At 46.9% G+C, this 19,203-nt stretch carries 19 protein-coding genes; 6 read left to right on the top strand and 13 right to left on the bottom strand.

The annotated features are described in order from the left end of the window. Positions 1 to 4: 4 nt before the first annotated feature. Together BMW65_RS07025 and BMW65_RS07020 are read right to left on the bottom strand one after the other, a co-directional pair. A complete protein-coding gene (locus tag BMW65_RS07025) occupies positions 5 to 892 on the bottom strand; it encodes an NAD kinase (RefSeq protein WP_090603950.1) in 888 nt (295 codons plus the stop codon). Positions 893 to 894: 2 nt separating this feature from the next. Continuing rightward, positions 895 to 1,557 carry a CBS domain-containing protein gene (locus BMW65_RS07020; protein ID WP_090603949.1) on the bottom strand — a complete coding sequence of 221 codons (663 nt, stop codon included), beginning with the start codon at positions 1,555 to 1,557 and terminating at the stop codon, positions 895 to 897. 245 nt (positions 1,558 to 1,802) lie between these two features. Here BMW65_RS07020 and BMW65_RS07015 point away from each other — a divergent pair, with 245 nt between their 5' ends. Both BMW65_RS07015 and BMW65_RS07010 read left to right on the top strand, forming a co-directional pair. Then, entirely contained in the window at positions 1,803 to 2,639 is an 837-nt protein-coding gene (locus BMW65_RS07015; protein ID WP_245747531.1) for a lyso-glycine lipid O-acyltransferase GlsA, read from the top strand. A 4-nt stretch (positions 2,640 to 2,643) separates the two neighbouring features. Further along, the gene (locus tag BMW65_RS07010) at positions 2,644 to 3,600 is read left to right on the top strand and encodes a glycine N(alpha)-acyltransferase GlsB (protein WP_090603947.1); all 957 of its coding nucleotides are present in this window, start codon (positions 2,644 to 2,646) and stop codon (positions 3,598 to 3,600) included. A 49-nt stretch (positions 3,601 to 3,649) separates the two neighbouring features. Here the strand turns inward: BMW65_RS07010 and BMW65_RS07005 are convergent, their stop codons facing one another. Then, positions 3,650 to 4,105: a GatB/YqeY domain-containing protein gene (locus BMW65_RS07005; RefSeq protein WP_090603946.1), complete on the bottom strand. Its 456-nt coding sequence runs from the start codon at positions 4,103 to 4,105 to the stop codon at positions 3,650 to 3,652. Positions 4,106 to 4,223: 118 nt separating this feature from the next. On the opposite strand from BMW65_RS07005, the gene BMW65_RS07000 reads away from it, so the two are divergent. Then, complete coding sequence (locus BMW65_RS07000; protein ID WP_090603945.1) at positions 4,224 to 4,442, top strand: hypothetical protein; 219 nt, start codon at positions 4,224 to 4,226, stop codon at positions 4,440 to 4,442. Positions 4,443 to 4,524: 82 nt separating this feature from the next. On the opposite strand, the gene BMW65_RS06995 is transcribed toward BMW65_RS07000, so the two are convergent. The 8 genes from BMW65_RS06995 to BMW65_RS06960 form a co-directional block, all read right to left on the bottom strand. Further along, positions 4,525 to 4,953, bottom strand: coding sequence for a CBS domain-containing protein (locus tag BMW65_RS06995; RefSeq protein WP_090603943.1), 429 nt, complete (start codon positions 4,951 to 4,953; stop codon positions 4,525 to 4,527). 207 nt (positions 4,954 to 5,160) lie between these two features. After that, a complete protein-coding gene (locus tag BMW65_RS06990; RefSeq protein ID WP_177181029.1) occupies positions 5,161 to 5,586 on the bottom strand; it encodes a hypothetical protein in 426 nt (141 codons plus the stop codon). Between the two features lie 57 nt (positions 5,587 to 5,643). Further along, positions 5,644 to 7,293: a M28 family metallopeptidase gene (locus tag BMW65_RS06985; RefSeq protein WP_090603941.1), complete on the bottom strand. Its 1,650-nt coding sequence runs from the start codon at positions 7,291 to 7,293 to the stop codon at positions 5,644 to 5,646. A 53-nt stretch (positions 7,294 to 7,346) separates the two neighbouring features. Continuing rightward, positions 7,347 to 7,976, bottom strand: coding sequence for a SprT-like domain-containing protein (locus tag BMW65_RS06980; RefSeq protein WP_090603939.1), 630 nt, complete (start codon positions 7,974 to 7,976; stop codon positions 7,347 to 7,349). Positions 7,977 to 8,021: 45 nt separating this feature from the next. Continuing rightward, on the bottom strand, positions 8,022 to 8,771 hold the full coding sequence (locus tag BMW65_RS06975) for a GLPGLI family protein (protein ID WP_090603937.1): 750 nt from the start codon (positions 8,769 to 8,771) through the stop codon (positions 8,022 to 8,024). 18 nt (positions 8,772 to 8,789) lie between these two features. After that, on the bottom strand, positions 8,790 to 11,387 hold the full coding sequence (locus tag BMW65_RS06970) for a carboxypeptidase regulatory-like domain-containing protein (protein ID WP_090603935.1): 2,598 nt from the start codon (positions 11,385 to 11,387) through the stop codon (positions 8,790 to 8,792). 61 nt (positions 11,388 to 11,448) lie between these two features. Further along, positions 11,449 to 12,048, bottom strand: coding sequence for an HAAS signaling domain-containing protein (locus BMW65_RS06965; protein ID WP_245747529.1), 600 nt, complete (start codon positions 12,046 to 12,048; stop codon positions 11,449 to 11,451). After that, a complete protein-coding gene (locus tag BMW65_RS06960) occupies positions 12,045 to 12,380 on the bottom strand; it encodes a PadR family transcriptional regulator (RefSeq protein ID WP_090604307.1) in 336 nt (111 codons plus the stop codon). The genes BMW65_RS06965 and BMW65_RS06960 overlap by 4 nt, the downstream gene beginning before the upstream one ends. Positions 12,381 to 12,516: 136 nt before the next feature. On the opposite strand from BMW65_RS06960, the gene porD reads away from it, so the two are divergent. The 3 genes from porD to BMW65_RS06945 are packed head-to-tail and all read left to right on the top strand — an operon-like array spanning position 12,517 to position 15,944. Beyond that, positions 12,517 to 13,398: a type IX secretion system protein PorD gene (gene porD / locus BMW65_RS06955; protein ID WP_090604305.1), complete on the top strand. Its 882-nt coding sequence runs from the start codon at positions 12,517 to 12,519 to the stop codon at positions 13,396 to 13,398. Between the two features lie 10 nt (positions 13,399 to 13,408). Beyond that, on the top strand, positions 13,409 to 15,070 hold the full coding sequence (gene recN, locus BMW65_RS06950; RefSeq protein WP_090603931.1) for a DNA repair protein RecN: 1,662 nt from the start codon (positions 13,409 to 13,411) through the stop codon (positions 15,068 to 15,070). Between the two features lie 55 nt (positions 15,071 to 15,125). Further along, on the top strand, positions 15,126 to 15,944 hold the full coding sequence (locus BMW65_RS06945; RefSeq protein WP_090603929.1) for an enoyl-ACP reductase FabI: 819 nt from the start codon (positions 15,126 to 15,128) through the stop codon (positions 15,942 to 15,944). Positions 15,945 to 16,016: 72 nt separating this feature from the next. Here the strand turns inward: BMW65_RS06945 and BMW65_RS06940 are convergent, their stop codons facing one another. Both BMW65_RS06940 and BMW65_RS06935 read right to left on the bottom strand, forming a co-directional pair. Next, positions 16,017 to 16,451 carry a hypothetical protein gene (locus tag BMW65_RS06940; RefSeq protein WP_090603927.1) on the bottom strand — a complete coding sequence of 145 codons (435 nt, stop codon included), beginning with the start codon at positions 16,449 to 16,451 and terminating at the stop codon, positions 16,017 to 16,019. Between the two features lie 177 nt (positions 16,452 to 16,628). Beyond that, the gene (locus tag BMW65_RS06935) at positions 16,629 to 19,178 is read right to left on the bottom strand and encodes an ATP-dependent Clp protease ATP-binding subunit (RefSeq protein WP_090603925.1); all 2,550 of its coding nucleotides are present in this window, start codon (positions 19,176 to 19,178) and stop codon (positions 16,629 to 16,631) included. Positions 19,179 to 19,203 lie beyond the last annotated feature (25 nt).

The raw sequence follows: 19,203 nt of genomic DNA, 5'->3' as shown, positions 1-19,203 counted from the left end.
TCCATTAATAATTCCGCGCATCAAGGCCCCAAAGTAATTTATTGCGTAGGTTGGTGAAATAGCTGTAATTTTTTAATCGGATAAGGTTTACCTGATAATGCGCTTTGCTGATCTTGAGCCGGATGTCGGTGGAAATGGTGGTGGTCTTGGAATCGCAGGACAGCAAGAATTTGCCGCTTCGGCTTTCGATTTCCAAATCCAGCTCCATGTCGTCTGATATGACCACCGGCCTGACGTTGAGATTGTGCGGAGAAATGGGCGTGATGACAAAGTTGCCGCTTCCGGGCATAATAATCGGGCCACCACAACTCAGCGAATAAGCCGTAGAGCCTGTGGGAGTGGCCACGATGATACCATCTGCCCAATAAGCATTGAGCAGTTCGCCGTTGAGGTATACATTGACGGTAATCATCGCTGAACTATCCGATTTAAAGAGCGTAATGTCATTGAGCGCAAAATGACTCCCCTCAAATAGCGGCGCTCTCTGGTCGGATTTTACGGACAGCAGCGTCCGCTTTTGGATGTTGTATTCGCCCATAAGGATGGCTTCCAGGGAAGCATCGATATCATCCTTATTGATATCAGCCAAAAAACCCAGCCTGCCGAAATTGACACCGGCAACCGGAATGCCCGAATCCGCTACGATGGAGACCGCCGCGAGCATGGTGCCATCGCCCCCTAAACTCAACATAAAACCGATATCGTCCGGCAATTCGTCGTGCGTGGCATACGTGTAAAGCTTTTGCGGGCAATCAACCTGCTGTTCTAAAAATTCATGGAAATCCTTGTATATCCACAGTTCGGTGTTTTTAGCAATTAACGAATCAAACAAACGCTGTACATAGGGAACGACTGATGAATGGAATTCTCTCCCATAAACCGCTATCTTCATAGTTACATATTGATATAATTCATCAGTTGTTCATAGCGATCGTGGGAATTATCGCGGCTATTTTCGTCATTATAGGTGGCCTTGATCGTATAATCATGCCGCAGGAAAGCAGCGATGATTGATGAGATATCTGATTTGTTGATTTTTATTGTAACCTCCAAACGGGGAGAATCCGGAAACGCATGGACATAGGAATTCAATATCTGTGCATTGTCGGCTTCGACGATATGAGCGACATGCGATAGGGCATTATCGCGGTTTCCCATTTCCAATACGATAATCCCGCCGGGCTGGGGGATGGACATGGCTTGGCTTAGTGCATTGATCAAATCAAGTGGCGTCACCGCGCCTAGGTAATTGTGCTGGTCGTCAATCACCGGCAATAAATCCAGTTGATGGATTTGGAAAAAGAGCATGGCATCATACACGTGCTGGGTATCGTAGATGTGTACCTGTTGATAGGTAATGTCTGTTTCCTGGATGCTGTTGTCCGGTTTCGGGCGCCCGGCCAATGACTCATAAGCTACAAGGCCCAGGAAAAGGTCGCTTTTTACCAATGGCAACTGGGCCAATCGGAGATCGGCCATTTTGTCCAGCGCATGGCGTATGCTATCCGACGGGCTTATTGCATAATTGCGGTCGATGATGACTTGACCTATATTCATGGTTTCCCCTATGCTCCTTTTTTAGTTAAACGAATAAAACAGCCAATCGTTTAAATTAATCTAACTTGTTTGTCAAAATTACTTCGTTTTGGTGATATCAACGACTATTTTACTTTTTTTTTCACTATTATCGGATTTTTCGTGGGAATTAAACAAAGAGATGACAATATCGGAACTTTTACTACTTTTGGCTGCTAAACGCTTCGGCGGCTATAATTGCTGGGAATAGGACATCAATTGCTTGGTTGAATATCGTTTTGGAAGATAAGAGCAAATACATCGTTATCAGGGAGGTTATCCGCAAGAAAAACCCGGTGTTACTTAAATGGATACCCCGATTTGTGCTGCGCTATATTGAGCGGGTGGTGCATGAGGATGACATCAACCACATTATGGCAAAAAATGGGCAGCTGTATGGCTTGGCCTTTGTCGATGCGCTAATAGCCGATTTGGGGGTCGTGGTGGAGCTGACAGGTGCAGCGCATATACCGAAGACAGGCGGCGTGATTTTTGCCTCGAACCATCCCTTAGGCGGGTTGGACGGGATTGCCTTTATGCATGCTTTGGGCAAGTACCGGGAAGACATCAAGTTTTTGGTCAATGACATCTTGCTGAACATCAAGAACCTCGAACCCTTATTTGTAGGGGTCAATAAACATGGTGCGCAGGGACGACAGGGTATCGCACAGATTGAAGAAGCCTATGCCCAGGAGCATGCCTTACTGGTATTTCCTGCTGGATTGGTTTCCCGTAAACAACACGGTAAAGTTGAAGATCTGGAATGGAAGAAAAGTTTTATCAACAAAGCGAAAAAGTACCGGAAAGATATTGTGCCGGTATATATCGATGGAAAAAATTCCAATTTTTTTTATAATTTCGCCCGTTTCAGGGAAACTATTGGCATCAAAGCCAACATTGAAATGTTTTACCTTGCAGACGAAATGTTTGCCCAACGAAACAAAAAAGTGACCATCCGTATAGGAAAACCAATTTCTTATACCTATTTTGACGGCGCCAAAAGTGAAAAAGAGTGGGCGGCGGAGGTTAAACGAACGGTTTATAACTTAGCCCCTGAAAATTAACTATATGCAAGAAATAATAGCACCTGTTGAACGGAATTTCATAAAAAGGGAGCTTACTCAGGAGGTATTTGTCCGTTATACCAACAATGGGAATAACGAAATTTATCTGATAAATCACCACAATGCACCGCACACCGTAAGGGAAATCGGGCGATTGCGAGAACTTACCTTCAGGGCTGCTGGCGGTGGTACCGGGTTGGCATTGGATCTGGACTATAATGACACCTGTCCCGATGCTTATGATCAGCTGATCGCCTGGAATCCGGAGGATGAAGAGATCATTGCCGGGTACCGGCTGATTAAATGTAAGGATGTAGGCGTCAGCAGCGATGGGGAAATCAATCTGTCAACTGCTCATTATTTTCATTTTTCACCGAAGTTCATCCAGGAATATTTGCCCTACACCATCGAATTGGGCCGTTCTTTTGTGCAGCCTAAATATCAGCCCGGCAAAGACAACCGCAAAGGGTTGTTTTCGTTGGACAACCTGTGGGATGGGTTAGGGGCCGTGGTAAAGCTCAATCCGGATGTCAAATACCTATTTGGCAAGGTGACTATGTATCCGCATTACAACCGGGAAGCACGCGACCTGCTGATTTATTTCATGCATCATTACTTTCCCGACCAGGAACGGTTGGTATGGCCGATTAAACCACTTGACTATTTTGGAGATACAGCAGCTTTCCAAACCATTTTTGATGGACTTGAATACAAAGAAGGCTACAAAATCCTGAACAGCCGAGTGCGGGCGCTGGGTGAGAACATACCGCCTTTGATCAATACCTATATGAATCTTTCGTCTACCATGAGAACGTTTGGTACAGCCACCAATGACGAATTTGGCACGGTGGAAGAAACGGGAATCATGATTACCATTGACGACATCTTCGAAAGTAAGAAAGAACGCCACATATCTACGTACGAGCGCGACAAAGAAATTGGAAGCCGTAAGGTGATGTAGTTTTGGCTATCGGTAGATCAGCTACCAGCTGATCTACCGATAGCTGGAGCTAATTTCCTGCTAACAGGGTTTTGACGATTTCGGATATGGTTTTGCCATCTGCTTTCCCGGCAAGTTTCTGGTTGGTCGATCCCATCACCTTACCCATATCTTTTGGCCCGGTGGCTCCCGTTTCCGCGATGACTAGTTTGACAATATCCTCAATTTCTTCTCGGGAAAGCTGCTTGGGCAGGTAACTTTCGATGACGGCAAGTTCTTCCATTTCGATTTGGTAGAGGTCGTCCCGATGTTGTTGCTGGTAAATTTCAGCAGACTCTTTACGCTGTTTAGCGAGTTTTTGCAGTACTTTAATCTCGGTATCTTCGGTAAGCGCTTCGGCTGACCCTTTCTCGGTTTTGGCGAGCAAAATAGCTGCTTTGATGGCACGTAGGCCACGGAGCCGAGCGTTGTCTTTGGCCAGCATGGCCGATTTGATGTCCTGATCTATCTTGTCTTGTAAAGCCATTGTCGTGATGATGTTGAAGCGTCAAAGGTAATAATTAGGACCGGCAAATGGAATTATTGAAGCAATCATATATGATGGTACAGATTTTTTTGTACTTTTGGCGCAAACTGTTATTTACATGGCAACGACATTAGAAAAAACTCCACCCAGGAAAACAGATAACGAAGCAAATCAGACCCGTCACTATGTAACGCTGGCCATCGCAGTGGCCATCGGCCTTGCTGGAACGTTTTTCCGGTTTATCCAGGATTCGTTTCTGATCTCTACCATATCGAATATTTTGCTGGCCTTAGGCTGGTTTATTGTATTCCGTGTGGTGTTCCGGATCATGAAATAATTTGTTGCCCACAAGGTGATAAGCGATAAGCCCGACCTCCTTAAGGTTGGGTTTTTTTGTATCCGCCGAATACTAAGCTTTTTTAACTGTTGATATAGCTCTCCAGTTGGTTAATGGTCTGCCGCTGGTCTTCGATGATGTATTTGACGAGGTCTCCAATGGATAACATCCCGATGACGGTGCCATTGTCCAATACGGGTAGGTGCCTGAAGTGATTGTTCGTCATCAATTGCATGCAGCGCTCAATGGCTTCGTGCTGCGTGATGGTGTAGGGATCCGTTGTCATGACTTCGCGAATCAGCGTATCCTTGGAAGATTTGCCTTGTAAGATTATTTTGCGGGCATAGTCCCGTTCAGTGAAAATACCTTGGAGGTACCCGCTTTCAATGACCAGCAATGCGCTGATGTTTTTTTCCATCATGATTTTCAGGGCCTCCAATACGGAAACATCTTGATGTACCGAGTAGACGACAGCCGGCTTGTTCTTGAGAATGTGCTTTACGGTTTTCATGGTTTTATACAATTAGATCGTTGTCAATGGATCCCATTAAGGGTTATAGCGATTAAAGCATGAATACACGAAAGGGGCTACGATATGCGTATAATTGGTGTCTGGCAAAATATATGGATAAAGCTACTGAATTTTCCGGAATAAAAAAACCCTAATGGAACAAAAAAACCATTAGGGTTTTGCAATGCGCAAATGCTATTGAACCCGTTATATCCTGGGCCATACATGCCAAGGAATACGGGATAAGATGAGTACCAGCGCGATTAGGTAAAATACCGCTACGGTGCCATTTTGCTTTTTGGCCGGAGCCAGTCGCTTAGCTCGTGAATAGCCAATGGTGATAAGGACGATGGCTATCAACATGATGAGTGGATGTTCAAGGAAGTAAAGACGGGCAATACTGTCTTTCATGGCTGTTCCTGAGGCGTTTTTGATGCCATACGGCGATACGAAATACATGATTAGCCCCACAACCAATTGCAGGTGGGCACATATCAATCCCAGCAGCGCCATCTTGCGGTTATAGGCCTTATTTTGCAGGTAGGCAAAGAGCACATAAAGAATTGAAATAATTAGCCCAGCCAATAATACATAAGCAAGCGTAGCATGTAAATGTCTGATTCCTGTGTACATAGTTATATTATATATAGTTGTTAGTCTTAAAGTCTGTCTAGTGTCTAGTGTCTCGTGCTAAAACCTACTATCTCCCATTTCCTTGAATTCCGAACCGGCTTTCCACTGCGGGAAAGTTCGCTCTTGGCTTAAGCTGTAGCCGATATCAAATGCGAGGCGAATGTCGGCTATCATGCCGCTTACATCCCAGGTTTCGTCATATTCGTCACTTACGTGGTGGTAGCGTTTGCCAAATGTCTCTTGCAATGCGGCAGCAGCGGTACTGTCTTTATCTACGATATGTTTGCCGCTGCCCGTATATAAAGCTGGGACACCCACTTTGGCGAAATTGAAATGATCAGAACGAAAGAAACTTCCCGCAGAGGGGTTGCCCCCCGGTACGATGTCTCTCCCTTGGCGTGCCGCCGCACGGCGCGCATAATCGTCCATGTCGGATTGTCCAAGCCCAATAACGGCGATATCACTGGTTTTTCCGATGGGGCTCAAGGCGTCGATGTTGATGTTGGCAACGGTTTTGTTAAGGGGGTATACGGGATTGGCTGCATAATAAGCCGATCCCAGTAGCCCTTGTTCTTCAGCGGTCACTGCAAGGAACAGGATGGAGCGCTCCGGCGGCACGGTCGCGCTCTTGAAGCCCTTGGCCAATTCAAAAAGTGCGGCAATGCCACTTGCATTATCATTGGCTCCGTTGTAAATCGAGTCGCCATCAACAGGCTCGCCGACACCGAGGTGATCCCAATGGGCGCTGTAAATGATGTATTCGTCGGGATACTTACTGCCGGATAGCTTACCCAGCACATTGTTGGAACTCGATTTCCTAAATTCGTTTTTCAACGAAATACCTGTTTTGATGCCTAAGTCTACGGGTTTGAATCCCGGTTTTTTGGCTTGGCTGATTAGGCTATCCGTTCCTCCCGCCAGCTCAAACAATTTTTCGGTGGCTTCAGCGGTAAGCCAGCCTTCAAATGCGGCCCGGGAAGCACCGTTGTCAGGGGTGACCAAGCTCAATTGCGGCCCTGCCCATCCGCTTCGCACGACATTCCAGCCGTAGCTGGCCGCATCGGTATCATGGATAATGAAGACTCCGGTGGCACCCTGCCGTGCGGCTTCCTCGAATTTATAGGTCCAGCGGCCATAATAGGTCATCGTATCACCCTTAAACAATGTTTTGTCATAAAATCCAGGGTCATTCACCATGACGACCACAGTTTTTCCCTTGGCATCAAGGCCAGCATAATCATTCCAGTTATATTCCGGAGCAACAATGCCAAATCCGGCAAATACTACTTCGGTTTCCGGAATATCTACTTGGGCATTTAAACGCTTGCTTCCTATCACATAATCGTCAAGGTGATCCAAGCTGAACTGGCTATTCCCTTTGCTGAATGTGAGGGGGAGGGTGGGGGTAGACCTGATCTCGACCATCGGAACCGCCTGGAAGTAATCATCACCATTTCCCGGTTCCAGCCCGATGCGTTGAAATTCTTCGGCAATATACGTAACGGCTAAGGTGTCTCCTTTCGTAAAGGGTTTGCGGCCGAGCAATTCGTCGGCAGACAGATCTTTTACATATTGGACGAAACTTTCCTCATTAATGCTGTTCAGCGCCACGGAATCAACGGCTTCGGAGGCATCATCGCCACTGTGGTTTCCGCAAGATGCTAATAGGGATGAGACTATCAGGATGACTGGGACAAATCGTTTCATAAAATCTAAATAAGCGCTAAAAATACGGAATAAATTTAAAAACCAGCTATCGGCTATTGACGAAAGTTGCCTTGTTGCAGGATGAACACTTCGGCAATGGGGCTAAATAAATATATTCGCTGCGTCTTCACCTCCACGCAGCGGTAGCGTTTCCTGATTTTTTCCTTTTTTTGGAAAACCCGGCCATTTTTTAGCGCAAATACCGTGTTTTCCGGCAACTGTTCTACCGTATGAGTGTCTTCCTTTTTAATGTCGTAGCGCTTCAATACGCGGAATAGGTTCAAATCCGAACAACTGGAAGCCGCTGGATTATCCATGTATGTTGAAATGGCCACCTGGACGTCATGCGGGAAGATGGCAGCCTGCAGGAACGGCTGCATCAATTGCCTGAAGCTGGATTTCCACTCCTGGCCGTGGGGCTTCACGCGGTCTTTATAGGCGTTCCACGTTTTCAAGTGTGCAAACTCGTGCACCGTGGTGATGAGGAATGCATACGGGTTGAGGTTGTGGTTTACCGAAATGCGGTGTCCATGCCCGCCATGCGGTGGCCGATAGTCACCAAATTTAGATATGCGGCCCCTGCTGATGCGAAATTGACACCTGCTGTCATTAATCCAGCGCGAAATCACCGGCGCAGCTGTAGCCGGCATATATTTGCTCAATTGAGCACTGTAGTCTTGCATTGTTGCAAACTTAAAACAAAGGAGCAAGTATTCATAAACACCGGGCTATTTTTTCCCTGTCTCCAGCTGCTGTTTGACCATTTGTATAAAATTGTTTTTCAAACTGAATACTTGACTGATTGGTAAGGGTTTGCTTTTGGCATATGCTGCATCCAAAGCCTCTGCGTTATGCTCTTCGGGTGCATCACTGAAGCTGACCGACTGGAGATCTGTTTTTTCAAATACCGCTTCCACTTCAAGCACAAGGCCGGGTAGTCCCTGATAAATGTCGGGGCCGGCAGACACGGGTATATCCGTCGTGAACCAAACGCTTGTACCTGTCAAGTTTTTGAGATTGGCTTTCGTACAGCTGTATTGGCCGATTTGTTTTTTCTCATCGGTGATCTCCCATTCCAGGTTTCCCTTGTTTCCGGAGAAATAATATTCGTCACCTGTAAAGGTTTCCTTGCCGTGGAAATTCCCTTCGGCATCAACAAGTACGAACACCGAATTGCCCGCTGGAACGATTCCCTCGACTTTGTTTATTGAATCAAGTTTGTAACACGAAGTTTGGGTCTTTGTGTTGTAAATGAGGGTATAGAAAAATTTGTGGTCACCGATGTCTTTCAGGAGCTTGCGCTGTTCCTGTGGGTCGTTGGCCTGTAGCTTTATGGTCTGTACGATGGTGGGAGACAGTCCGTTGCTCACATACTTGGCCATCAGAAAATCGGGCTGCTGTTGTGCCAGTGATGGGTTGAAGCTGGCGAAAAGCACCAGCGCGGAAAATAGCAATTGGATGAATCTTTTGGTTTTCATGATTAGTGAATTGAGTGATTAATTAAACGTGTATTTGATGTAAAAAATGGCATAACGGATAGCACGGTCGTTGGTTATAATGGTGTTGATGCCCTGGTTGTAGACGACGTAATTGTTGTAGGCAGCATTCCCAAATAGCCCGAAGAAATCGTCGAGGTTCAGTCCCTGGAAGCCATAGGTGACTTTGGCACTTCTCTTTTCCACGGTGAGGTTGATGTTCTTACGGTCGAAGCGATTTCCATACAGGAAGTCCAGCTGGTATATAAATTCCAGTTTGGTTTCCATCCCCCTGCCCCTGGCTTTGACTGCAAACGTATTGATGGTGGACTGGTTGTCAAAGGTGTTTTCATTAATGCTGATCGTATACAAATTGGCACGGCTTGAAACTTCGAAATTGAACCACGAAGGGTTGAGGGACTGCAGCCCAATCCGCACCGAAGGCCCCCTGTGAAGAACATCAGCAAGCCGCTGCCCGAAATAGGACGGCGAGTTTCCGAAACTATAGCTCAGTGCGGCATCGGATTTAATAGGATAATTGTTGCTGAACAGGTTTTTGGAGCCTGTGACGGATAGTTTTGTATCTTTTGAATGGGGTATTGCGCGAAGCGTGAACAGGCGCATACCGTTTTCATAGGTGCGGTCGAAGTTCGGCTGCACCTGATTATATTGCGTCTGGCGGGTGACGCTGACGCCATAGGAAACACCCCTGAACAGATTCATGTATTCATAACCCAGTGAATGGCTATCCATACGGTTTGTGAGATGAGGCAGCTCATCTGCGCCTAAGTGAGTATCCGTGAGGTTCCGTATCAATGTAACTCCCGTACTGATGTCATTCAGGAAATATTGCCTGCTGCCCTGTGCATACCAACGCTCAAGCCGCTTGTCAACCGATATGCTGAACCGGTAAGGGAAGTAAAAACCCGTATGTCGCGATGTGCTGAAATGGAGTAGCTCCCAATTGGCCGAGTAGTTCAGGTAGTCGAGCAGCCTGTCGCCCGCCATGCCCAATTGCAGCCGCCTTTGCGAATAATCACGGTTGAATAGCGTCGCCTCGTTTCCTGCGGATCTGTTGGTCACAGCTTCCCGGACATGCTTATCCTCGTATTCCACCCATGGAATGAACGTTCCATTTAACCGGAATTTCAGGTTTGCCCTGATGGCCAAGGCGTTCATGTTGAACCCCGCGTCCTGTACGTTCCCATCCACCGTCGGGTTTCCGGCATCCAACGATACTGGATAGTCAATGCCTGAAAGGTGGTGGCCAAACCGGATGGAGGAAATCCAACGGTTGGAAAACTTATGGGAGTAACCGACATCGTTCAGGATATAATGGCTGTTTGGCTGTGTGGATGAGGAAAGCCCGTTCATCAGGAGGGAATTTTCACCATCGAAAATCGTGACTCTCCGGTCTGAATGGCCGTGATCCCTGATGACATTGGTGATGAGGCGGTAATCCAGTAAACTATTATCTTTCAGACGGTAGTCGAACGAACTGGTGTGCAACAATGCCCTGTAGTTATTGGTATTCCGGTCCTGGGTGGTCAGCAGCGGATTTCCATCTTCAGAAACATTCTCGGTACCGGATGATGTTTCCCGGTTATTCATTAGGTAGTAAGCCACCATTTGTAGTCGGTAACGATTGGTTTCCTTGCGTACCGTCGCGTTGGTGTTCGACCGGAAATCACGGGTGCGTGCCTGATTCTGTGAAAGCACGCCGTTGATGAGTTCCTTATCAAGGTCTGAAAAAACCTGTTCCCGGCTGAACAAGGCATTTATCTCCCTTGGCTCAAGGTTGATGCCGCCGATGTTGTTGGTGTTGTGTATGAAAAATGCGTTGATAGGGGTGGAAAAATACAAGGCTTTCCCATTGGCATCGTATTTATTCGATGCCCCGTATCCAGCGCTTACGTCCCCGATGAGGATGCTGCTGAAATCGGCTTTGGCTGCGACGTTGAGGACGGTTTCTTTTGTGTCTTCAAAACTTAACCTAAAATTGTCCTGGTAATTATTGATAACGTCCAGGTGATCTATCATCCGCTTTTCAATGGATTGCAGGGCCATCTTATTCTGGTTTACAAACACCTGCCTGCCGTTGACCGTTATTTTATCGATATTTCTTCCCCGGTAGAGGATGATGCCATCCTCATCAAGCTGGAATTCGGGGAGTTTGGACAAGATTTCTTTTAGGTCGCTGGTTTCTGATAAACCAAGGTCGTCGATGTGTATCGCCACGGAGTCCGGTTCGCTCTCATCGCGCTCGACGACCACCTCATCCAACACCACCGCCTGCGGTTCCATAACAAATTCCTTTTCAATCTTTTCGGAGGTAAACCAGGAGTCGTCGACCGTAAGTTCAACTTCACGATAGCCGATTGACCGGACGGTCACTTTCGTACCCGACTGTTTCGGTAGCAGGAGCGTGAATTGACCGTCATTATGGGTAGTAGCAAATCCCCGTATCTTTCCTTCTGCTGAATATGTAGTTACCGTGGCTCCCGGTATGGCTATTCCTGCTGCTGTTTTCACCCTGCCGATCAACGGAAATTGTTGCCCATATGCAACGTTGGCTAACACCACACCGATAAATAACAAATGGAACGGAATCTTCAACATTAAAACTAAAATAACAAGTTAAACGTAATACATAGTATAAGTATGTATATGGCCAAAAAAATTACTTCCGTCTTCGCTTCACCAAACGCAGGATCAACGTGGTCAATACATAGAACACAACACTAACAAGCAGCATTGCGGGAATGAACCAGTTGCCGAGTACCTCTTCGACACCATACTTCTGCCGGTATTTGGGATCGATAATTCCAAGCAAATAAAATGAACCGTCTTGAAAGAAAAGTCCCACCTCCTTCGGGTACAGAATTTTTGCCCCGATGACGAATACAAAAGTGAAAAGGAAGAGATAAAGCAGGGAGAAAATGATGTATGCCACCCCGTTGGTCACGTTCAATGCCAATGCCTTAACGATATGTACCGGATTGAACGTAGTGGTTGCCTGGCGTAGTTTCTTTTCGGCAATCAGCGGCCGCAGGACATCTTCGGGTTCCCCGAACCTATCAAGAATGTCCAGCAACTTATCGGCCTCGGTCGCCTCTTTAACATGCACGCGTTGCATTGCCTCATAGATATGGCTGTTTATTTCCATAAGGATATCATCCTTGTCCTCCTCGGGCAATCCTTTGCTTACTTTTTTTACCCGCTTGATATACAGTTGATAAATTTTATTCGCTGTTTTGTCGTTGAACGTAAGCATCTTCATTTTGATAGTTTATTGATGGATTTCTGCAATTCTTCCCAAAACTGGGTCATTTGGGCAAGGCTTGCTAATCCCTTTTCATTCAGTGAATAATATTTCCGGGGAATCCCCGTTTCCTGTTCTACCCATTTAGCGTTTACCAATCCCTCGTCTTTCAGCCGGTTGAGCAGGGGATATAGTGTCCCCTCGGCCACATCGATTGCGGTGTAGCTTCTGATTTGCTCAATGAGCTCGTATCCATACAACTCCCGGGTCTTCAGGATATTTAGCACGATGAAAGCAAGTGTGCCTTTTTTAACCTGAGATCGCCATTTATGTACAAAATCTTCATTCACGGAGGCAAAGATATAACAAAATACATAGTAATGCAAAGTATGTGGTAAATATCTTGATGCTCGACAACGCAAATTATTTCATCCATTATCTATATCTTTGGGCATGATTCAACGATTGGGTTTCTTGGCCAAGGGAATGATGTTGCTGTGCTTATGGAGCACGTCCACACAAGCCCAAGATTTGAACGCACGGGTACAAATCCTTTCGCCACAAGTACAAAATACCAACAAACGGGCATTGGAAGTATTGCAAAAAGCGGTGTCCGACTTTCTTAATAATCGCTCATGGAGTGCCAATCAGATACAGCCGCAGGAACGTATCGATTGCAGCTTCGTAATCACCATCAACGAATGGGATGGCTCGTCCAATTTCAAGGCGCAGGCCCAGGTCATCTCCACAAGGCCGGTGTTCAACACTTCTTATAATAGCCCGCTGCTGCGTGTGTCAGACAACAATTTTGATTTCAGCTATACGGAAGGGCAGCTGATGGATTATTCCGATCAGCAGTATATGAATAATCTCACTTCCTTACTAGCCTATTATGCATACCTCATTGTGGGACTGGATGCGGATACCTTTGAACATCAAGGGGGAACGCCGTTTTATACGGCTGCGCAGAATATCGTAAACAATGCGCAAAACACCGGTTTCATGGGGTGGCGTTCGATGGAAGCGATGAACAACCGATTTTGGCTGGTCAACAACCTGCTCGACCGCCGGTACCAGCCCATCCGTGATTTCCTGTATAGTTTTTACCTAAAAGGTCTGGACGCGATGTCCGAGGACGCACCGACTGCCCGTAAAACCATTTTAACACTATTGCCATCTTTGCAAAAAATAGATAGGTTGGCACAAGGAGCCGTCTTCAACCAGGTATTTTTCACGGCGAAGTCAGACGAGCTTATTGGTATATTCAGCGGGATGGGTCCGCAGGAAAGGGTGCAAGCCTACAATGTACTTGCCGAAGTGGATCCAGCCAATGCGAATAAATATGAATCTTTACGAAATTCAAGGTAGTTCATAAACTATGCTTAGTCGCCTATCCATCAAAAACTATGCGCTCATCGATGCGCTTGATATTCATTTTGACAGCGGATTGAACATCCTGACTGGCGAAACCGGAGCCGGTAAGTCCATCATCATGGGTGGATTATCACTCATTCTGGGCCAACGGGTGGAAAGCCGTTATTTTTTCAATCAGGACAAGAAATGTATTATCGAAGGGCATTTCGACGTGTCGGGTTACCAGTTGGCGCCTTTTTTCAGCGAACAGGATTTAGATTACGAACAGGAAACCATCCTGCGGCGTGAAATAAGCGCGGATGGGAAGTCCAGGGCTTTTGTAAACGATACGCCGGTCACGCTTGGTGTGTTGAAAGCTTTGGCGGAAAAGTTAATTGACATCCATTCCCAGCATGCAACGCTGCAACTTAGTACCGAAGCCTTCCAATTGCTTACGTTGGATAGCGTAGCCCAAAACCATACCCTGCGTGGCCAGTACAGCGCCACCTATCAAGCTTACAGGGCTATACAGGGACGATTAGATCAATTGCGGGAAGAAGCACAGCAGGCCCGTTCAGAGGCTGATTACCATCAATTTCTATATGATGAACTGGCCAAGGCCAACCTGCATGCCGACGAACAGGGGCGGCTGGAAACCGAGCAACAGCAACTGACACATGCCGAAGAAATCAAGCGTAACCTATTTGGTGTGGTATATGCCTTGCAAGAACAGGAAATGAATGCGATAGCGCTGCTTAAGGAGGCTGTGCAGCAGCTTCAGCAAGCTGAGCGCTATATGGCGGCCCTTGCCCCGCAGACCGAACGGTTGCAAAGCAGTTTCATCGAACTGAAGGATTTGGCTGATGAAATCAGCCGTACAGAACAGGGAATTGTGCTGGATGAAGCCCGCTTGGTGGAAGTCAACGAACGACTTAGCTTGCTGTATATGCTGCAACAAAAACATCGGGTAGATAGTGTAGCCGGGCTCATTGCGCTGCGGGAGGAATTGGGTGGGCGACTGGAAGCCCTGTCTTCAGATGAAGCTGAGATCAATCGGCTGGAAATGGAAGCCAGCCAGCTAAAAACCGAAACCTTTGAACTGGCGGCCCAGCTGAGCGAACAGCGCCGATTGGCCATTCCGCTGGTGCAGGATGAGGTAAGTAGGATATTGCATGAGGTGGGGATGCCCCACAGCCGACTGCAGATTGTGCTTAGCCCACTCGACACGGGTCAGGTAAGAAGCAGCGGACAAGATAAGGTAGCATTTTTATTTACGGCCAATAAGGGACAGGAACCGCAGCCTATTGGCAAAGTGGCCTCGGGAGGGGAGCTTTCCCGGCTCATGCTGGCCATCAAATCATTGATAGCGAAGACCTCATCATTGCCAACCATCATCTTTGACGAAATCGATACCGGGATATCCGGCGAGGTGGCACTCAAAGTGGGGGATATTATGGAACGCTTGGCGGACCATATGCAGGTCATTGCCATCACGCACTTGCCGCAGATTGCTTCAAAAGGGAAAGCCCACTTCAGGGTCTATAAAAAGGAGTCGGCAGACAGGACGTCAACCGGCATTGTCCAATTGGAACCACAAGAACGGGTGCTGGAAATTGCGCAAATGCTTAGCGGGGCTAAGCCCGGTGAGGCGGCACTCCAACATGCTGCTGAATTGTTGGGGAATTAAAAAAAAGCATTATTTTTACCCACTTTATATTTCATTGACTTTAAAACAAGCAACTATGTCCCATAACCTACTGAAAGGAAAGAAAGGAATTATTTTTGGCGCATTGGACGATAAATCCATTGCATGGAAAACTGCACAGCGCTGTGTAGAGCAAGGTGCTGAAATTGTGCTGACGAATGCTCCGGTAGCGTTGCGTATGGGCACCATCAAGCAGTTGGCTGAGGAGTGCAACAATGCGCCCGTTATTCCTGCTGATGTGACCAGCAACGAGGACATTGAAAACTTGTTTGATCAGACACTGGCGCATTTTGGGGGTGGTGTGGACTTTATCCTGCATTCCGTAGGAATGAGCATCAATGTACGTAAAGGCATCCACTATACGGAAAACAACTACGACTTCACACATAAAGCCTTTGATATATCGGCCATCAGCTTGCATCGGGTGCTGGCTACCGCGATGAAAAAAGATGCTATTAATGAGTGGGGATCGGTCGTAGCACTTACGTATATCGCTGCGCAGCGTGTATTCCCGGATTACAACGATATGGCTGATGCCAAGGCATTACTGGAAAGCATTGCCCGTAATTTCGGTTATCAATATGGTGTGCGTAAAAAAGTGCGTGTAAATACCATCAGCCAGTCACCTACGCAGACCACTGCTGGCTCTGGTGTGAAAGGTTTCGGGGATTTTATCTCCTATGCCGATAAGATGTCTCCGTTGGGCAATGCCACGGCCGATCAATGCGCGGATTACACGGTCACGTTATTTTCGGATTTGACAAAGATGGTGACCATGCAAAACCTCTTCCATGATGGCGGTTTTTCATTTACCGGGGTGAGCGAAGCCGTAATCGGAGGAATAGGGGAGGAGTAGTGGAAATACAGCGAGTATACCACATAAAAAAAGCGGCTGCAAGCCGCTTTTTTTATGGAACCTGTATCTGCTCTAAAATTCGCGTATAAAATCAGATTCGGAAAGCACCACCTTGACCACTGCGGGATCGGGTAAATTGATTTCTATACCGGGCTCCGCCAACGGGTCTTCTGCGAATATCGTAATGGAACCGACCGTGTAATTGACGGAATAAGCAATACCGCCAAATGTGGTCGGCAAAATATCGTAACTATTTTCGCCGTCGAAACTTATCGCTACACTGACATTTCCTTCCAATAGGTAATACTCCGTTAGCTCTGGGATGGCTTTGGTATGGAACACCTGGTGACTAACGCCGGACTCCCATTGCCATGCATTTGTACCGATGGTATAGACATAGGTCGTATTGGGGTTTGGATTTACGACATCGTAATATTCTTTTTTGCAAGATGACATGCCGAGGATGGCTAAAAATCCAACCATGGCCAAGGTAAAGTGCTTCTTCATATGCATGAGTTTTGGGTAAATAATGCTGTTTTCTGTTCCTGTTTGTATGACGGTAAATGACGTTGAAAAGTTTAACGCAATAATTGCTCCAAGAATGACTACACCAAAGATGTTACAACTAAAAAAGCGTCGCTTATTTTTCATAAACGACGCTTTTCGAATAAGCAGGTTGCTTAATTAGTCATCTTTTTTTTCTTCGGCCAAATCCGAAGGTTTTGACGAACCATTGTCCGCGGCTTGCACATTAACCACGATTTCCTGTTTGTCTTTGTCGTAACCCACTTCAAGTGTATTGCCTTCGGCTACCACGCCCTTGAGGATTTCCTCGGCGATGGGATCTTCCAAGTATTTCTGGATAGCCCGTTTGAGCGGACGTGCACCGAAGTTGCTGTCGAAGCCTTTTTCGGCAACAAACTCTTTGGCTCCATCGGTGAGCTTAATATTGTACCCCAAAGCTTCAATGCGTACGAAGAGCGACTTCAACTCGATATCAATGATTTTGAAGATATGCTCTTTATCGAGGGAGTTGAAGACAATCACGTCATCGATACGGTTGAGGAACTCGGGCGCAAAAGCACGTTTCAACGCATTTTCGATGACACTGCGTGAGTGTGATTCAGCCTGTTCGGATTTTGCCGCTGTGGTGAATCCTACCCCCTGTCCGAAGTCCTTTAATTGGCGTGCGCCGATGTTGGACGTCATGATGAGAATCGTATTGCGGAAATCCACCCGACGGCCAAGGCTGTCGGTCAGCTGTCCTTCATCCAGCACTTGCAGTAACAAATTGAACACATCGGGATGTGCTTTCTCGATTTCGTCAAGCAATACTACAGAATAAGGTTTACGGCGTACTTTTTCCGTCAGCTGGCCACCTTCTTCATAGCCTACATACCCCGGAGGCGCACCGACCAAGCGGGAGATGGCGAATTTCTCCATGTACTCACTCATGTCGATTTGGATGAGTGAATCTTCACTGTCAAACATGAATCGTGCAAGCTCTTTAGCCAGTTCAGTTTTACCTACACCCGTAGGGCCTAAGAAAATGAATGAGCCGATTGGCTTTTTAGGATCTTTCAATCCGGCACGCGTACGCTGAATCGCTTTTACCAATTTTTTAACGGCTTCATCCTGACCAATAATGCGACCTTTCATGGATTCAGCCATGCCCAATAACTTTTGGCTATCGGACTGCCCTACACGTTGTACGGGGATACCGGTCATCATAGACACGACTTCAGCTACGTTATCCTCCGTTACCGTGTACCGCTTGGTTTTGGTTTCAGCCTCCCAAGCCGCTTTTTCCTGCTCAAGCTCTTCAAGCAGCTTTTTTTCTGTGTCGCGCAATTTCGCAGCTTCCTCATATTTCTGGCTGCGTACGACTTTATTTTTCTCGACTTTGATTTCCTCGATTTTCTGCTCAATATCGATGATGCTTTGCGGCACATGGATATTGGTGAGGTGTACCCTTGAACCGGACTCATCCAGCGCATCGATGGCCTTATCGGGCAGGAAGCGATCGGTAATGTAACGGGTGGTCAATGACACACATGCTTCAATGGCTTCCGGCGTGTAATTGACGTTGTGGTGCTCTTCGTATTTTTCTTTGATGCGATTGAGTATCTCCACCGTTTCATCATGCGTGGCAGGCTCAATCATCACCTTTTGGAACCTACGGTCAAGCGCACCGTCTTTTTCGATGTATTGCCGATATTCATCCAATGTGGTGGCGCCAATGCATTGAATTTCACCACGGGCCAAGGCTGGTTTGAACATATTGGAGGCATCCAATGAACCCGATGCGCCACCGGCTCCTACTATGGTATGGATTTCATCGATAAACAGGATGACGTCCGGTGATTTTTCCAACTCGTTCATTACCGCTTTCATGCGCTCTTCAAACTGGCCGCGGTACTTCGTGCCCGCTACCAACGAGGCCAAATCAAGCGTGACCACGCGTTTGTTGAACAATACCCGCGATACTTTACGTTGGATGATGCGCAAGGCCAAACCTTCGGCAATGGCAGATTTGCCCACACCGGGCTCGCCAATGAGAATCGGGTTGTTTTTCTTACGGCGCGATAAGATTTGCGAAACACGTTCGATTTCCTTTTCACGGCCAACAATGGGATCAAGGCGACCTTCTTCGGCAGCCCTTGTCAAATCGCGTCCGAAATTATCCAGTACTGGAGTCTTGGATTTAATGTCAGATACCTTTTTGGGCTGGCTAAAGTGATCTTCTTCTTTGAAATCATCGTCACCAGCTGTAGAGCCGGAAGCTTGATCGGTAATGCCTGCTTTGTGCTGCTCTACATCCGCTTTGAAGACATCGTAATTGATGTCATACTGTTGCAGGATTTGCGAGGCAATGTTGTCTTCATCGCGTAGGATGGATAATAATAAGTGCTCTGTGCCAATGACATCGCTCTTGAAGATTTTCGCTTCAAGGTAAGTGATTTTCAATACTTTTTCCGCTTGCTTGGTAAGCGGCATATTGCCAATAGGGGCGCGGGACATTGAAGAGCCCTTGACGGCGTCCTCAATGGATTTGCGTAGCTCGGTGGTGTCGATCCCTGCATGTTTCAATATCTTGATAGCCATGCCGTCTCCTTCACGGATCAGCCCGAGCAGTAAATGCTCCGTGCCAATGTAATCGTGTTTCAACCTGATGGCTTCTTCCCTGCTGTATGAAATCACATCCTTTACGCGAGGCGAGAATTTTGCTTCCATGAATGTTTACCTTTCTTTTTTTATG

The organism is Parapedobacter koreensis (assembly GCF_900109365.1).
In the GTDB taxonomy this organism is placed as follows: domain Bacteria; phylum Bacteroidota; class Bacteroidia; order Sphingobacteriales; family Sphingobacteriaceae; genus Parapedobacter; species Parapedobacter koreensis.
The sequence above is the reverse complement of the archived record's forward strand: the minus strand, read 5'-3'. Positions and strand labels throughout refer to the sequence as shown.

Excerpts from the sequence above, each read along its gene's own strand:
- BMW65_RS06985 (WP_090603941.1), bottom strand. The coding sequence starts at position 7,293 with ATGAAACGATTTGTCCCAGTCATCCTGATAGTCTCATCCCTATTAGCA.
- BMW65_RS06970 (WP_090603935.1), bottom strand. The coding sequence starts at position 11,387 with ATGTTGAAGATTCCGTTCCATTTGTTATTTATCGGTGTGGTGTTAGCC.
- BMW65_RS06935 (WP_090603925.1), bottom strand. The coding sequence starts at position 19,178 with ATGGAAGCAAAATTCTCGCCTCGCGTAAAGGATGTGATTTCATACAGC.
- BMW65_RS07025 (WP_090603950.1), bottom strand. The coding sequence starts at position 892 with ATGAAGATAGCGGTTTATGGGAGAGAATTCCATTCATCAGTCGTTCCC.
- BMW65_RS07000 (WP_090603945.1), top strand. The coding sequence starts at position 4,224 with ATGGCAACGACATTAGAAAAAACTCCACCCAGGAAAACAGATAACGAA.
- BMW65_RS06975 (WP_090603937.1), bottom strand. The coding sequence starts at position 8,771 with ATGAAAACCAAAAGATTCATCCAATTGCTATTTTCCGCGCTGGTGCTT.
- BMW65_RS06980 (WP_090603939.1), bottom strand. The coding sequence starts at position 7,976 with ATGCAAGACTACAGTGCTCAATTGAGCAAATATATGCCGGCTACAGCT.
- BMW65_RS07010 (WP_090603947.1), top strand. The coding sequence starts at position 2,644 with ATGCAAGAAATAATAGCACCTGTTGAACGGAATTTCATAAAAAGGGAG.
- BMW65_RS07020 (WP_090603949.1), bottom strand. The coding sequence starts at position 1,557 with ATGAATATAGGTCAAGTCATCATCGACCGCAATTATGCAATAAGCCCG.
- BMW65_RS06945 (WP_090603929.1), top strand. The coding sequence starts at position 15,126 with ATGTCCCATAACCTACTGAAAGGAAAGAAAGGAATTATTTTTGGCGCA.
- BMW65_RS06995 (WP_090603943.1), bottom strand. The coding sequence starts at position 4,953 with ATGAAAACCGTAAAGCACATTCTCAAGAACAAGCCGGCTGTCGTCTAC.
- BMW65_RS06990 (WP_177181029.1), bottom strand. The coding sequence starts at position 5,586 with ATGTACACAGGAATCAGACATTTACATGCTACGCTTGCTTATGTATTA.
- BMW65_RS07005 (WP_090603946.1), bottom strand. The coding sequence starts at position 4,105 with ATGGCTTTACAAGACAAGATAGATCAGGACATCAAATCGGCCATGCTG.
- BMW65_RS06965 (WP_245747529.1), bottom strand. The coding sequence starts at position 12,048 with ATGAAGATGCTTACGTTCAACGACAAAACAGCGAATAAAATTTATCAA.
- recN (WP_090603931.1), top strand. The coding sequence starts at position 13,409 with ATGCTTAGTCGCCTATCCATCAAAAACTATGCGCTCATCGATGCGCTT.
- porD (WP_090604305.1), top strand. The coding sequence starts at position 12,517 with ATGATGTTGCTGTGCTTATGGAGCACGTCCACACAAGCCCAAGATTTG.
- BMW65_RS06940 (WP_090603927.1), bottom strand. The coding sequence starts at position 16,451 with ATGAAGAAGCACTTTACCTTGGCCATGGTTGGATTTTTAGCCATCCTC.